We start from the raw sequence: 13,411 nt of genomic DNA, 5'->3' as shown, positions 1-13,411 counted from the left end.
ACAGGTGGACGTGCAGAAGAAGCTCGACGAGATCGTCTCCTCGGTCTCCAGTGCCCGGTCCATGCCCATGTCGGCGTCGTGCGTGATCAACCGCGCCGAGCTGCTCGCGATGCTCGAAGAGGTGCGCCAGGCGCTGCCCGGCTCCCTGGCCCAGGCCCAGGAGCTGATCGGCGACCGTGAGCAGATGGTCGAGCAGGCACGGCTGGAGGCCGAGCGGATCATCGAGAACGCGCACGCCGAGCGCGGATCGCTGATCTCCGACACCGAGATCGCCCGCCGTTCCCAGGCCGAGGCCGACCGGATCCTCGCCGAGGCCCGCCAGGAGGCCGAGGAGATCCGCGCCGAGGCCGACGACTACGTCGACTCCAAGCTCGCCAACTTCGAGGTCGTGCTCACCAAGACCCTCGGCTCCGTCGGACGGGGCCGTGAGAAGCTCCTCGGCACCGGCCCGGGCCTGGACGAGAACGGCTACGAGGACGAGGACGCCCCCGAGCGCAGCCAGGACCCGGAGACCCTGCGCCACAACGCCGACGCCTACGTGGACGCCAAGCTCGGCGCCTTCGAGGCGGTCCTCGCCAAGACCCTGGAGGCCGTCGGCCGGGGCCGGCAGAAGCTGCACGGGCGGATCGCCACGGACGACCTCGGCGCCCTCGCCGACGACACCACCACCTTCCAGCACTCCAGCGACGCCGACTACCTCGCCGACCTCGCGGCCCTCGCGGACAGCGACCGCGCGGCACAGCGGCAGCCCGAGCCGCCCCAGCCGTCGTACGAGCCGCAGCCGGCCTACGGCTACGAGCAGCAGCCGGACCCGTACGCGGGCTTCCCGCAGCAGCCGGAGTACGCCCCGCAGCAGGACCCGTACGGCTACCAGCAGGCCGATCCGTACTCCGCCGCCCCCGGATACGCTCCGGCGGGAGGCGCCCCCTTCCAGGGCTACGACGCCCAGCAGACCGGCTACGACCCCCAGCAGGCCCCGCACCCGCACGAGGGCCGGCAGCAGGCGCCGCACCAGGACCAGCAGGGGTACGCCCTCGACGAGACCAGCCTCTTCGACACGAGCATGATCAGTGCGGAGCAGCTCAGGGCGTACGAGCAGGGCCGGGGCCTGTAGCCAGGGGCGGATTGGGCGCTGAGCGAAAGGTCCAGTATCCTGGCTGTTCGGTCGCGCGTATGTCCGCGATCACCGCTGCCCGGAACACCGACGGGTGGTGTCCCTTCGAGTTCGAAGACTGAAAGCAGGAATGGCTCCCAACGCCCGCCTCGACCACCGCAACCCCCTCGTGTTCGACACGCACGAGCTGGGTCGGCGTCCTGGCGCGTTGCAGCGCCTGACCCGCGAGATCGACGCTCCCCGGGATCTCGGCATCCAGGGAGTCATCGGAGTGCCGGAAGGCGCCCCGGTGGAACTCGACCTCCGTCTCGAGTCGGTCATGGAAGGTGTGCTTGTCACAGGCACCGCCCGTGCAACGGCCCGAGGGGAGTGCGTAAGGTGTCTTGAGCCGGTCGAGCTGGAGCTCGAAGCGGACTTCCAGGAACTGTTCTCGTACCCTGACGCCGACGACCGGGGCCGTGTGATCGCGGAACCGGGCGACGACGCCGAGGACGACGAGGACAGGTTCTTCCTCGAGGACGGCCTGTTCGACCTCGAACCCGTGCTGCGCGATGCGGTGGTGCTCGCACTGCCGATGCAGCCGGTGTGCCAGGACGACTGCCCGGGCCTGTGTTCCGAGTGCGGAGCACGGCTCGCGGACGACCCGGACCACCACCATGACGCCGTCGACATCCGTTGGGCGGCTTTGCAGGGACTCGCCGGTTCGATGACGGACGGCGAGAAGGACGAGATGAGCGGCGCCGAAGCGGGCGTCGACGAGAAGCAGGAGAAGTAGCCGTGGCTGTTCCGAAGCGGAAGATGTCGCGCAGCAACACGCGCCACCGCCGGTCGCAGTGGAAGGCTGCGGTCCCCACCCTGGTTGCGTGCGAGCGCTGCCACGAGCCCAAGCAGCAGCACATCGCGTGCCCGTCTTGCGGCACCTACAACAAGCGCCAGGTCCTCGAAGTCTGAGCGGGCTGGTGAGAGGCACTGTGTCCACACCGAAGAAATCCTCTGCGGACAACCAGGCCTCGTCCCACACGCTTCTGGAAGGGCGGCTCGGCTACCAGCTCGAGTCCGCCCTTCTGGTGCGAGCGCTGACCCACCGTTCCTACGCGTACGAGAACGGCGGTCTGCCGACGAACGAGCGCCTGGAGTTCCTCGGGGACTCCGTGCTGGGCCTCGTCGTCACGGACACGCTGTACCGCACCCACCCCGACCTGCCCGAAGGCCAGCTGGCCAAGCTGCGGGCCGCGGTGGTCAACTCGCGTGCGTTGGCGGAGGTCGGCCGCGGCCTCGACCTGGGCGCCTTCATCCGGCTCGGCCGGGGTGAAGAGGGCACGGGCGGCAGGGACAAGGCATCCATTCTCGCCGACACCCTTGAAGCGGTGATCGGCGCGGTCTATCTCGACCAGGGCCTCGACGCGGCCTCCGAACTGGTGCACCGCCTGTTCGACCCGCTGATCGAGAAGTCCTCCAACCTCGGTGCCGGCCTGGACTGGAAGACGTCCCTCCAGGAGCTCACCGCGATCGAGGGGCTCGGCGTGCCCGAGTACCTGGTCACGGAGACCGGCCCCGACCACGAGAAGACCTTCACTGCTGCCGCCCGCGTCGGGGGCGTCTCGTACGGCACCGGCACCGGCCGCAGCAAGAAGGAGGCGGAGCAGCAGGCCGCCGAGTCCGCCTGGCGGTCCATCCGGGCCGCCGCGGACGAGCGGGCCAAGGTGGTCAAGGAGCCCATCAAGGAGACGGCCGACGAGGCCGTCAAGGGCAGCCGGGCCGCCAAGGACGGCGACGCGTCGTCCGCCACCGCCTGACCGGAACGCAAAACGGCAGCACCCGAGCGCCCGTCCCGCCTCCCGCGGGCCGGGCGCTCGGCCGTCCACGGCTGCCGGGCCATTCGCGGGCGCCCGCCGTCCGCGGGCGCTGCCGGCAGAGGGCACCGGCCCGGTGGGCCGGCCGAGCGCCGGGATACCCTGCCCTCAGCTCTTCCGCAGTCGCCCGAAGGAGTGCCGTGCCCGAGTTGCCCGAGGTTGAAGTCGTCCGCCGGGGCCTGGAGCGCTGGGTCGCCCACCGGACCGTCGCCGAGACCGAGGTGCTGCACCCGCGAGCCGTACGCCGGCATGCCGCCGGGCCCGACGACTTCGCGCACCGGCTCAAGGGCCATCACATCGGCACGCCCCGGCGGCGCGGCAAGTACCTGTGGCTGCCGCTGGAGGAGACGAACCAGTCCGTCCTCGCCCACCTGGGCATGAGCGGCCAGCTGCTGGTCCAGCCGCACGACGCGGCCGACGAGAAGCACCTGCGCATCCGTGTGCGGTTCGCCGACTCCCTCGGCACCGAACTGCGCTTCGTCGACCAGCGCACCTTCGGCGGGCTGTCGTTGCACGACAACACCCCCGACGGCCTGCCCGACGTCATCGCGCACATCGCCCGCGACCCGCTGGACCCGCTCTTCGACGACGCGGCCTTCCACCAGGCGCTGCGCCGCAAGCGGACCACCATCAAGCGGGCCCTGCTGGACCAGTCGCTGATCAGCGGCGTCGGCAACATCTACGCGGACGAGGCGCTGTGGCGCGCCCGCATCCACTACGAACGCCCCACGGCGAACTTCACCCGCCCGGTCACGGCGGAACTCCTCGGTCACATCCGCGACGTGATGAACGCCGCCCTCGCCGTCGGCGGCACCAGCTTCGACAGCCTGTACGTCAACGTCAACGGCGAGTCCGGCTACTTCGACCGCTCCCTGGACGCCTACGGCCGCGAGGACGAGCCCTGCCGCCGCTGCGGCACCCCCATACGCCGGCGCCCCTGGATGAACCGGTCCAGTTACTTCTGCCCCAAGTGTCAGAGGGCGCCGCGCGTCTCGTCGTAACGCGCGCGGGACGCGAGGACGTCGTCCATCGCGCCCTCCACACAGTGGATGAGCGCCAGCAGCCGCTCGGCGACCTGCCGTCCCAGGGCCGTCAGCTCGTAGTCCACGCGCGGAGGGTTCGTCGGCTGGGCCTCGCGGTGCACCAGGCCGTCGCGTTCCAGCGCGTGCAGCGTCTGGGACAGCATCTTCTCGCTCACCCCGTCCACACGCCGGCGCAGTTCGTTGAAGCGCAACGACCCCTCGTGCAGCGCGCCGAGCGTCAGCCCGCCCCAGCGGCCGGTGACGTGCTCCAGCGTGCCCCGTGACGGGCACGCCTTGGCGAAGACGTTGTACGCGAGGTCCTCGTGGCCCTGGGTGGTGGCGGTCATACAGGCAAGCGTACGCCGACGCAGCGCTCTCCACCAGGTTGCACTAACCCATGGTTAGCGCCCGCGCCGGCGCCGCCGCCCGGAGCAACAACGACCAGGGCTCCGAGGGCGCCGCTCAGTATCCGAAGTCCTGCGTCCACCAGGGTCCGCCCGGGCCGAAGTGGACGCCGACACCGAGGGTCTTGAAGCCGCAGTTCAGGATGTTGGCACGGTCGCCGGGGCTGTTCATCCAGGCCGCCACCACGGCCGCCGCACCGGCCTGGCCGCGGGCTATGTTCTCGCCGCCGAGACCGGTGACGCCGGCCGCCGCCGCCCGGTCCCACGGCGTCCTGCCGTCCGGGTCGGTGTGGTCGAAGTAGCCGCGCGCCACCATGTCGTCGCTGAACACCTCGGCCAGCTTCGTCAGCGAGGAGTTCGCCGCCAGCGGACTGCAGCCGGCCTTCGCCCGCTGGTCGTTGACGAGCTTCAGCACCTGGGCCTCGGCCGCGGCCTCCCGCGACACCGTCACCGGTGCGGAGGTGCGGGTCGGGGTCTTGGTGGCCGCAGGGGACGGGGCGGCCTTCGGCGTGGACGGCTTGGCCGGTGCGGATGGCTTGGCCGACGTCGACGGCTTGGCCGATGCGGACGGCGCGGGCGTCTTGGACGGCGCGGGCGGCCTGGCCGGTGAGGAGGGCGTGCTCCTCGGCGCCGTCCTGGTCGGAGTCGGCTTCCCGGTCGCCGTCTTGGAGGGCGTCGCCGTCTTGGAGGGAGTCGCTGTCCTGGAGGGCATTGCCGTCTTCGAGGGAGTCGCTGTCCTGGAGGGCATTGCCGTCTTCGAGGGGCTTCCCGTCCTGGACGGGGTTGCCCTCTTCGACGGGGTTGCCCTCTCCGAGGGGGTCCCCGTCGTCCGCGGGCTCGCCGTCTTCGCCGGGGCGGTGGTCTTCGAGGGGGCCGCAGTCCTGGAGGGAGCCTTCGGCTTCGAGGGAGCCTTCGGCTTCGAGGGGGCCGCAGTCTTCAAGGGAGCCTCCGGCTTCGCGGCAGGCGGGGACGCCGGACGCGAGGCGGAGGGGGAGTGCGTGGGGGAGGAGTGCGTGGAGGAGGCGCGCGGGGCGGACGACGAAGGTGACGGCGACGGGCTCGTGGAGCCGCCGCGCGTGCCGTTCCCGCTGCCGGTCGGGCCCGCGGACACCCCGGCCCTGCCCGACGTGCCGCCCTGCTCGCCGGCCGTGTCGCTGGGGGCGGCAGCCGTTCGTACCCGGTCCCCGCCGGAGGTGTGCGTACCGCCGCCGAGCTGGTACTGCTCCAGGCCCGGTATGGAACCCGTGGCCACCGCGATCGCGCCGATGCCGACGGCCAGGGACGCACCGAGCAGACCCGCGCGCACCGGCCGCCCGAGCCCGTTCCGCCGCCGGGGCTCACCGGACGGCCCGCCGGACGGGGTGGAACCGCCGCCCGCCGAGCCACCGCCGGATCCGGAGCCCTGCCCCGGCGCGCCCGGCGCCGCCCCGTCGTCCGTCGCGAACAGGTACTCGCGGGCCTTCGCCGTGGCGTCGGCGTAGGCCTCCGGGGCCAGATAGGGCGCGATGCCCGTGGGCACCCGCCGTTCCTCCGCGGACGAGTGCTCGGGGCCGTCGCTCCCGGATCCCGGGTGCTGCGTGTGGTCGGCCCCCGTGGCGCGGCCCGTGGCGGCGCGGCCGGCGTCGGAGCGTCGGTGGCGTCCCATGTCCTTGCCCTCTTCCTCGTGCCTGCGGTTGACCGGCGCCTGCGCGGCGCGTGAGTCCCCGAGCGACTCACGGCGAGCGACTTCCTCTGGCCAACCGAACTCACTTGATCGAGTGAGTTTCATACGAAATGCATCGAGTTCGGACGGTACCCCATGCCGCTCGGGGACGGTGTGTCCCGGCCTACACCGGCCGGTTAGGTTGCACCCATGAACGAGGAAGTACGACTGATCGCCTGGGTGCGCGGACACGTGCAGGGCGTGGGATTCCGCTGGTTCACGCGCGCCAAGGCGCTGGAGATCGGCGGGCTGAGTGGTTTTGCTCTCAATCTGGCCGACGGCCGGGTCCAGGTGGTCGCGGAGGGGTCGCGGCAGGGCTGCGAGGGGCTCCTGGACTGGCTCCAGGGCAGCGACACGCCCGGGCGTGTGGACGGTGTCACCGAGATCTGGGACACACCGCGGGGCGGTTACGACGGCTTCGCCATCCGCTGATCCGGAGGGCTCGGCCCGGCGTGCGGGAGCGTGGCAAGCTGCCGGGGGCACATGCGGGAGACGGAAACGCCCTGGTGGTTGCCAAGACGGGCGCGGCGTGGCAGGCTCCGCACGTACTGCTGGTCGCCACGCCCTGAGGGTCCGGAGGAGTCGCAGCGCCGCCGCTTCACCGGCCGCGCGCCCCGGTTCGCCCGCCAATACAGGGCGTGATCGTGTTGACCGTCAAACTTTTTGGTGAGACGCTGAAAGCCCCGCGCACCTTAGCTGTTTGGCATGGAGCAACACCAGAGCAACACCCGGATGTGCCAAGCACCACGGGTGCGAATCCCTCACGACCCACACCGCATCGGTCGGTCACTCATTGTGGAGGACCATCCATCATGGCAAAGGCGCTTCTCGGTTACGTCGGCGGCTCCGACCCTCGACTCCTCGCCGAGATGCGACGGCTGCAGCAGCGAGTCCAGGACCTGGAGTCCGAGCTCGGACGGATCCAGGCGGAGAACGAAGCGCTGACGGCTGCCGCCTCTCAGGACAGGATCATGGAGAGCATCGACGCACACCAGGCGGAGCCTGCGCTCACCTGATCGCTGCATCGCTCCACGAGAGCAGTCGCAACGATCGGGCTGCCCGTATCAACCGCTCAGTTGATCGGACGGCTGAGATCCAGCCGTCAGAGTTGCAAGGGACGCTTCGGCGTCCCTTCTTTCTTTCCCCCGCCTTCCCCCGACGGCAGTTGGCCGCATCCTTTCAGGCTCTTCAACATCTGGTGTGCCCTGCATGGTCACGAGTGAAACCGCGCGGTCACGAGGGTTCATGGAGTGAGATGGCGGCGGCGGGTAGAGTCCAGCGGCGTGCACCTCAAGGCCCTGACCCTCCGCGGGTTCAAGTCGTTCGCCTCGGCGACCACACTCCGGTTCGAACCGGGCATCACGTGTGTCGTCGGACCGAACGGCTCGGGCAAGTCCAATGTCGTGGACGCGCTCAGCTGGGTCATGGGCGAACAGGGCGCCAAGTCGCTGCGCGGCGGCAAGATGGAGGACGTCATCTTCGCCGGCACCACCGGCCGCCCGCCGCTGGGCCGCGCCGAGGTGTCCCTGACCATCGACAACTCCGACGGCGCGCTGCCCATCGAGTACGCCGAGGTCACCATCACGCGGATCATGTTCCGCAACGGCGGCAGCGAGTACCAGATCAACGGCGACACCTGCCGCCTCCTCGACATCCAGGAACTCCTCTCCGACTCCGGCATCGGCCGCGAGATGCACGTCATCGTCGGCCAGGGCCAGCTCGACTCCGTCCTGCACGCCGACCCCATGGGCCGCCGCGCCTTCATCGAGGAGGCGGCCGGGGTCCTCAAGCACCGCAAGCGCAAGGAGAAGGCGCTCCGCAAGCTGGACGCGATGCAGGCCAACCTCGCGCGCGTGCAGGACCTGACGGACGAGCTGCGGCGCCAGCTCAAGCCCCTCGGCCGGCAGGCCGCCGTCGCTCGCAGGGCCGCCGTCATCCAGGCCGACCTGCGCGACGCCCGCCTGCGGCTCCTCGCCGACGACCTCGTCCGCCTGCGCGAAGCGCTCCAGGCCGAGATCGCTGACGAGGCCGCGCTGAAGGAGCGCAAGGAGTCCGCCGAGCAGGAGCTGAAGAAGGCCCTCCACCGCGAGGCCCTGCTGGAGGACGAGGTACGGCGGCTCACCCCGCGCCTCCAGCGCGCCCAGCAGACCTGGTACGAGCTGTCCCAGCTGGCCGAACGCGTGCGCGGCACGATCTCGCTGGCCGACGCCCGGGTCAAGAGCGCCACCTCCGCGCCCCCGGACGAGCGGCGCGGCCGGGACCCGGAGGACCTGGAGCGCGAGGCCGCCCGCGTCCGTGAGCAGGAGGCCGAGCTGGAGGCCGCCCTCGAAGCGGCCCAGCACGCGCTGGACGACACGGTCGCCCACCGCGCCGAACTCGAGCGCGAGCTGGCGGTCGAGGAACGCCGGCTGAAGGACGTCGCCCGCGCCATCGCGGACCGCCGCGAAGGGCTGGCCCGCCTGTCCGGGCAGGTCAACGCGGCCCGCTCGCGCGCCGCGTCCGCTCAGGCCGAGATCGACCGGCTGGCCACGGCCCGCGACGAGGCGCAGGAACGCGCCGTCCGCGCCCAGGAGGAGTACGAGGCCCTCCAGGCCGAGGTCGACGGCCTGGACGCCGGCGACGCCGACCTCGCCGAACAGCACGAGACTGCCAGACGGCGGCTGGCGGAGGCCGATACCGCCCTGGCAGCGGCCCGCGAGGCGCTGACCGCCGCCGAGCGCGGCCGGGCCGCGACCCAGGCCCGTCACGAGGCGCTGGCGCTGGGCCTGCGCCGGAAGGACGGCACCGGGATACTGCTCGGCGCCCGGGACCGCCTCACCGGACTCCTCGGCCCCGCGGCGGAGCTGCTGACGATCACACCGGGTTATGAGATCCCGCTGGCGGCGGCCCTGGGCACGGCGGCGGACGCCCTCGCCGTGACGACCCCCGCGGCGGCGACCGAGGCCATCAACCTCCTGCGCAAGCAGGACGGCGGCCGGGCGACCTTCCTCCTCTCAGGAGCCCCGGAGCAGGCGCAGGCCAGGGACGCGGGGAACGGCGCGAGCGACCACGACGGTCCCGCACCCGGCCGGCGGCCCACCGCCCCCCTCGCCACCGCCCCCTTCGCCGCCGACCTCGTCCGCGGACCCGTCGAGCTGATGCCCGCCGTCCGCCGCCTCCTGGCCGGCATCGTCGTGGTCGACACCCTGGACGACGCCGAGGCCCTGGTCCACGCACACCCGGAGCTGACGGCCGTCACCGCCGAGGGCGACCTCCTCGGTGCCCACTTCGCGCACGGCGGTTCGGCGGGCGCGCCCAGCCTGCTGGAGGTGCAGGCGTCCGTCGACGAGGCCGCGGCCGAGCTGGCCGAGCTGGAGGTCCGCTGCCGGGAGCTGGCCGAGGCGCAGCGGGCTGCGGCCGGGCACCGCGAGCGGGCCGCCGCCCTCGTGGAAGAGCTCGCGGAGCGCCGCCGCGCCGCCGACCGCGAGAAGTCGGCCGTGGCCCAGCAGCTCGGCCGGCTCGCCGGACAGGCGCGCGGCGCCGCCGGGGAGGCCGAGCGGTCGGCCGCTGCGGCGGCCCGTGCGCAGGAGGCGCTGGAGAAGGCCGTGCAGGAGGCCGAGGAACTGGCCGAGCGGCTGGCCGTGGCCGAGGAGATGCCGGTGGAGGAGGAGCCGGACACCTCGGTGCGCGACCGGCTCGCCGCCGACGGGGCCAACGCGCGGCAGACCGAGATGGAGGCCCGCCTCCAGGTCCGTACGCACGAGGAGCGGGTCAAGGGGCTCGCCGGACGCGCCGACTCGCTCGACCGCGCGGCCCGTGCCGAACGCGAGGCACGCGCGCGTGCCGAGCAGCGCCGGGCGCGGCTGCGGCACGAGGCGGCGGTCGCGGAAGCCGTCGCCTCGGGGGCCCGGCAGCTGCTCGCGCACGTCGAGGTGTCCCTCGCCCGGGCGGAGCGGGAGCGGTCCGCCGCCGAGGCGGCCAAGGCCCGGGGCGAGCAGGAGCTGGCCGCCGCCCGTACGGCGGGCCGTGAACTGAAGGCCGAACTCGACAAGTTGACGGATTCAGTTCACCGGGGCGAGGTACTCGGTGCGGAGAAGCGGCTGCGCATCGAGCAGCTGGAGACCAAGGCGCTGGAGGAGCTGGGTGTCGAGCCGGAGGGTCTGGTGGCGGAGTACGGGCCGCGCCAGCTCGTGCCGCCCTCGCCCCCCGCCGACGGCGAGCAGCTGCCCGAGGACCCGGAGCACCCGCGCAACCAGCCGCGCCCCTTCGTGCGGGCCGAGCAGGAGAAGCGGCTCAGGGCGGCCGAGCGGGCGTACCAGCAGCTGGGCAAGGTCAACCCGTTGGCGCTGGAGGAGTTCGCGGCGCTGGAGGAGCGGCACAAGTTCCTCAGCGAGCAGCTGGAGGACCTGAAGAAGACCCGCGCCGACCTGCTCCAGGTGGTGAAGGAGGTCGACGAGCGCGTCGAGCAGGTCTTCACCGAGGCCTACCGGGACACCGCCCGGGAGTTCGAGGGGGTCTTCAGCCGCCTCTTCCCCGGTGGCGAGGGCCGGCTGGTCCTGACGGACCCCGACAACATGCTCACTACGGGCGTGGACGTCGAGGCGCGCCCGCCGGGCAAGAAGGTCAAGCGGCTCTCCCTGCTGTCGGGCGGCGAGCGCTCGCTGACGGCCGTCGCACTGCTGGTGTCGATCTTCAAGGCCCGGCCGAGCCCCTTCTACGTCATGGACGAGGTCGAGGCGGCGCTGGACGACACCAACCTCCAGCGGCTGATCCGGATCATGCAGGAGCTGCAGGAGGCCTCGCAGCTGATCGTGATCACGCACCAGAAGCGCACGATGGAGGTGGCCGACGCGCTCTACGGCGTCTCCATGCAGGGCGACGGTGTCTCGAAGGTCATCTCCCAGCGCCTCCGGTAGGCACTTCGCTCAAGATCAACTGACTCTGTGTTCAAGAAATGAACACAGAGCGCGGTGGCATATCGAAAAACTCACAGCTGTTGAGCTATTGACTTCGAAACTTGAAGGCATAGTCTCTGCAACGTTGCTTTTACCTTCAGGTCCCACCTGTAAGGGCTCGCCCCCACCCGCGGCAGCGCTGCCGTGGCCCGAGGAGTTACACGTGACCAGCACAGCGCAGGCACCTCAGTCAGGAGCCGGGACGGCTCACCCCGATCATCTCGGGCACGTCATCTTCATCGCGGCGGCTGCCGCCATGGGCGGTTTCCTCTTCGGTTACGACAGCTCCGTCATCAACGGCGCCGTCGAGGCCATCCGCGACCGTTACGACGTCGGGTCCGCCGCCCTCGCCCAGGTCATCGCGATCGCCCTGATCGGCTGTGCCATCGGCGCCGCCACCGCCGGCCGCATCGCCGACCGCATCGGCCGCATCCGCTGTATGCAGATCGCCGCCGTCCTCTTCACCATCAGCGCCGTCGGCTCCGCGCTGCCCTTCGCGCTGTGGGACCTCGCCTTCTGGCGCGTCGTCGGCGGCTTCGCCATCGGCATGGCCTCCGTCATCGGCCCGGCCTACATCGCCGAGGTCGCCCCGCCCGCCTACCGCGGCCGGCTCGGCTCCTTCCAGCAGGCCGCGATCGTCGTCGGCATCGCCATCTCGCAGCTGGTCAACTGGGGCCTGCTCAACGCCGCCGGCGGCGACCAGCGCGGCAAGCTGATGGGCCTGGAGGCCTGGCAGGTCATGCTCGGCGTGATGGTCGTCCCGGCCGTCCTCTACGGCCTGCTGTCCCTCGCGATCCCCGAGTCCCCGCGCTTCCTGCTCTCCGTCGGCAAGCGTGAGCGCGCCAAGGAGATCCTCGCCGAGGTCGAGGGCAAGGACGTCGACCTGAACGCCCGCGTCGCCGAGATCGAGCACGCGATGAAGAGCGAGCACAAGTCCACGTTCAAGGACCTGCTCGGCGGCGGTTTCTTCTTCAAGCCGATCGTCTGGATCGGTATCGGCCTGTCGGTCTTCCAGCAGTTCGTCGGCATCAACGTCGCGTTCTACTACTCCTCGACGCTGTGGCAGTCGGTCGGCGTCGACCCGACGGACTCGTTCTTCTACTCCTTCACGACGTCGATCATCAACATCATCGGCACCGTGATCGCGATGATCTTCGTGGACCGTGTCGGCCGCAAGCCGCTCGCCCTCATCGGCTCGGTCGGCATGGTCGTCGGCCTCGCGCTGGAGGCCTGGGCGTTCAGCCACCACCTGGTCGACGGCAAGCTGCCGGCCACCCAGGGCTGGATCGCCCTGATCGCCGCCCACGTGTTCGTCCTCTTCTTCGCCCTCTCCTGGGGCGTGGTCGTCTGGGTCTTCCTCGGCGAGATGTTCCCGAACAGGATCCGTGCCGCCGCCCTGGGCGTGGCCGCCGCCGCGCAGTGGATCGCCAACTGGGCCATCACCGCGAGCTTCCCGTCGCTGGCCGACTGGAACCTCTCCGGCACCTATGTGATCTACACCGTCTTCGCCGCGCTCTCCATCCCGTTCGTCCTGAAGTTCGTCAAGGAGACGAAGGGCAAGTCCCTGGAGGAGATGGGCTGAGCCTCGTAGCGAGGCGCCCCGAACTCGGGGAGAAGGGCCAAGTCCCCGCTGCCCCTCTCCTCGAACCGTCCGCCGCCCCCGGCCCGGCCACTGCCCGGACCGGGGGCGGCGGTGTGTCGTACGGCCGGACGGCCCGGCTCAGTCCGTCCGCCGGCGCCGGAAGGACCCGCCGCGGCGCGCAGCCCCGCCACCGTCGTGGCCGCCGACCTCACCGCCGAGCGGACCCCGCCCGACTGCCGGGAAGCGTACGTGCGCGCCTTGTGATGGCCCGGCAGGCGCAGGATGCACGAGCGCCGGTCGGCGGGATCGGGGCTGCGGTCGATCCGCGCGCCTCGTGCGGGAAGTGCCCGCCGTACTCGGCCCACGCCCGGCACGGGTCCTCGGCGAGGTGCAGCAGCGGGGTCTCGGCCGTCGGCATCTTGGTCCAGGCCCCGGTGCCGTACTCGGTGAGCCTCTCCTTGTAGTACGTCTCCGGCTCCGGCAGGTGCACGCTCGGGAAGAACGGCCGCCCGCCGGGCGGCACTCCTGCGGCCGGTACCCGATCCCGGCCCGGACACCGGCCGGCCGCCGCTGAGCAGGTCCAGCACGGCGATCTCCTCGGCCGGCCGCAGCGGGCCGTGCAGCGGGCCGAGGACCGCCGACACCGTCACCGCGATCCGGCGGGTCGCCCCGAACACCGCGCCCGCGAAGGCGAGGGGCGAGGGCTGGACGACCGTGACGGGCAGCGGAAGGTCCCCCTCCGCTGCGCTGCGGTGGAGGGGGACCTCAGCTGACTCAGATATCCGGGACCGGGGAGACGG

At 71.6% G+C, this 13,411-nt stretch carries 11 protein-coding genes and 1 pseudogene; 9 read left to right on the top strand and 3 right to left on the bottom strand.

All coding sequences use genetic code 11. From position 1 onward, the window contains the following. Positions 1-4 precede the first annotated feature (4 nt). The 5 genes from ACZ5DC_RS30225 (at position 5) to mutM (ending at position 3,968) form a co-directional block, all read left to right on the top strand. Entirely contained in the window at positions 5-1,114 is a 1,110-nt protein-coding gene (locus ACZ5DC_RS30225; protein WP_468657919.1) for an ATP synthase F0 subunit B, read from the top strand. Positions 1,115-1,244: 130 nt separating this feature from the next. Then, positions 1,245-1,889 carry a YceD family protein gene (locus tag ACZ5DC_RS30220; RefSeq protein ID WP_366751089.1) on the top strand — a complete coding sequence of 215 codons (645 nt, stop codon included), beginning with the start codon at positions 1,245-1,247 and terminating at the stop codon, positions 1,887-1,889. A gap of 2 nt (positions 1,890-1,891) precedes the next feature. After that, a complete protein-coding gene (rpmF, locus tag ACZ5DC_RS30215; protein ID WP_003951102.1) occupies positions 1,892-2,065 on the top strand; it encodes a 50S ribosomal protein L32 in 174 nt (57 codons plus the stop codon). Between the two features lie 8 nt (positions 2,066-2,073). Further along, positions 2,074-2,910 carry a ribonuclease III gene (gene rnc / locus ACZ5DC_RS30210; protein WP_468657917.1) on the top strand — a complete coding sequence of 279 codons (837 nt, stop codon included), beginning with the start codon at positions 2,074-2,076 and terminating at the stop codon, positions 2,908-2,910. Positions 2,911-3,107: 197 nt separating this feature from the next. After that, a complete protein-coding gene (mutM, locus tag ACZ5DC_RS30205; RefSeq protein ID WP_468657915.1) occupies positions 3,108-3,968 on the top strand; it encodes a bifunctional DNA-formamidopyrimidine glycosylase/DNA-(apurinic or apyrimidinic site) lyase in 861 nt (286 codons plus the stop codon). On the opposite strand, the gene ACZ5DC_RS30200 is transcribed toward mutM, so the two are convergent. Both ACZ5DC_RS30200 and ACZ5DC_RS30195 read right to left on the bottom strand, forming a co-directional pair. Beyond that, positions 3,941-4,336 (bottom strand): winged helix-turn-helix transcriptional regulator, encoded by a 396-nt coding sequence (locus tag ACZ5DC_RS30200; RefSeq protein ID WP_468657913.1) that lies wholly within the window; start codon positions 4,334-4,336, stop codon positions 3,941-3,943. The genes mutM and ACZ5DC_RS30200 overlap by 28 nt on opposite strands. Positions 4,337-4,451: 115 nt before the next feature. After that, positions 4,452-5,699, bottom strand: a complete 1,248-nt coding sequence (locus ACZ5DC_RS30195; RefSeq protein ID WP_468658148.1) for a CAP domain-containing protein — start codon at positions 5,697-5,699, stop codon at positions 4,452-4,454. A gap of 546 nt (positions 5,700-6,245) precedes the next feature. Here ACZ5DC_RS30195 and ACZ5DC_RS30190 point away from each other — a divergent pair. The 4 genes from ACZ5DC_RS30190 (at position 6,246) to ACZ5DC_RS30175 (ending at position 12,611) form a co-directional block, all read left to right on the top strand. Beyond that, a complete protein-coding gene (locus ACZ5DC_RS30190) occupies positions 6,246-6,527 on the top strand; it encodes an acylphosphatase (protein ID WP_468657911.1) in 282 nt (93 codons plus the stop codon). Positions 6,528-6,907: 380 nt separating this feature from the next. Then, positions 6,908-7,111 (top strand): hypothetical protein, encoded by a 204-nt coding sequence (locus ACZ5DC_RS30185; protein ID WP_030346494.1) that lies wholly within the window; start codon positions 6,908-6,910, stop codon positions 7,109-7,111. Positions 7,112-7,378: 267 nt separating this feature from the next. Beyond that, on the top strand, positions 7,379-10,990 hold the full coding sequence (gene smc, locus ACZ5DC_RS30180) for a chromosome segregation protein SMC (RefSeq protein WP_468657909.1): 3,612 nt from the start codon (positions 7,379-7,381) through the stop codon (positions 10,988-10,990). Between the two features lie 202 nt (positions 10,991-11,192). Then, positions 11,193-12,611 carry a sugar porter family MFS transporter gene (locus tag ACZ5DC_RS30175; RefSeq protein ID WP_468657907.1) on the top strand — a complete coding sequence of 473 codons (1,419 nt, stop codon included), beginning with the start codon at positions 11,193-11,195 and terminating at the stop codon, positions 12,609-12,611. Between the two features lie 173 nt (positions 12,612-12,784). On the opposite strand, the pseudogene ACZ5DC_RS30170 reads toward ACZ5DC_RS30175, so the two are convergent. Beyond that, a pseudogene (locus tag ACZ5DC_RS30170) lies at positions 12,785-13,315 on the bottom strand (LLM class flavin-dependent oxidoreductase); the annotation flags it as partial. Between the last annotated feature and the right edge of the window lie 96 nt (positions 13,316-13,411).

It is taken from the genome of Streptomyces sp. NPDC031445 (assembly GCF_055581365.1).
Note: the sequence above shows the minus strand (reverse complement) of the source record. Positions and strands in the feature narration are given on the sequence as shown.

Coding starts and splice junctions, on each gene's coding strand:
- ACZ5DC_RS30220 (WP_366751089.1), top strand. CDS start 1,245: ATGGCTCCCAACGCCCGCCTCGACCACCGCAACCCCCTCGTGTTCGAC.
- ACZ5DC_RS30190 (WP_468657911.1), top strand. CDS start 6,246: ATGAACGAGGAAGTACGACTGATCGCCTGGGTGCGCGGACACGTGCAG.
- ACZ5DC_RS30200 (WP_468657913.1), bottom strand. CDS start 4,336: ATGACCGCCACCACCCAGGGCCACGAGGACCTCGCGTACAACGTCTTC.
- ACZ5DC_RS30185 (WP_030346494.1), top strand. CDS start 6,908: ATGGCAAAGGCGCTTCTCGGTTACGTCGGCGGCTCCGACCCTCGACTC.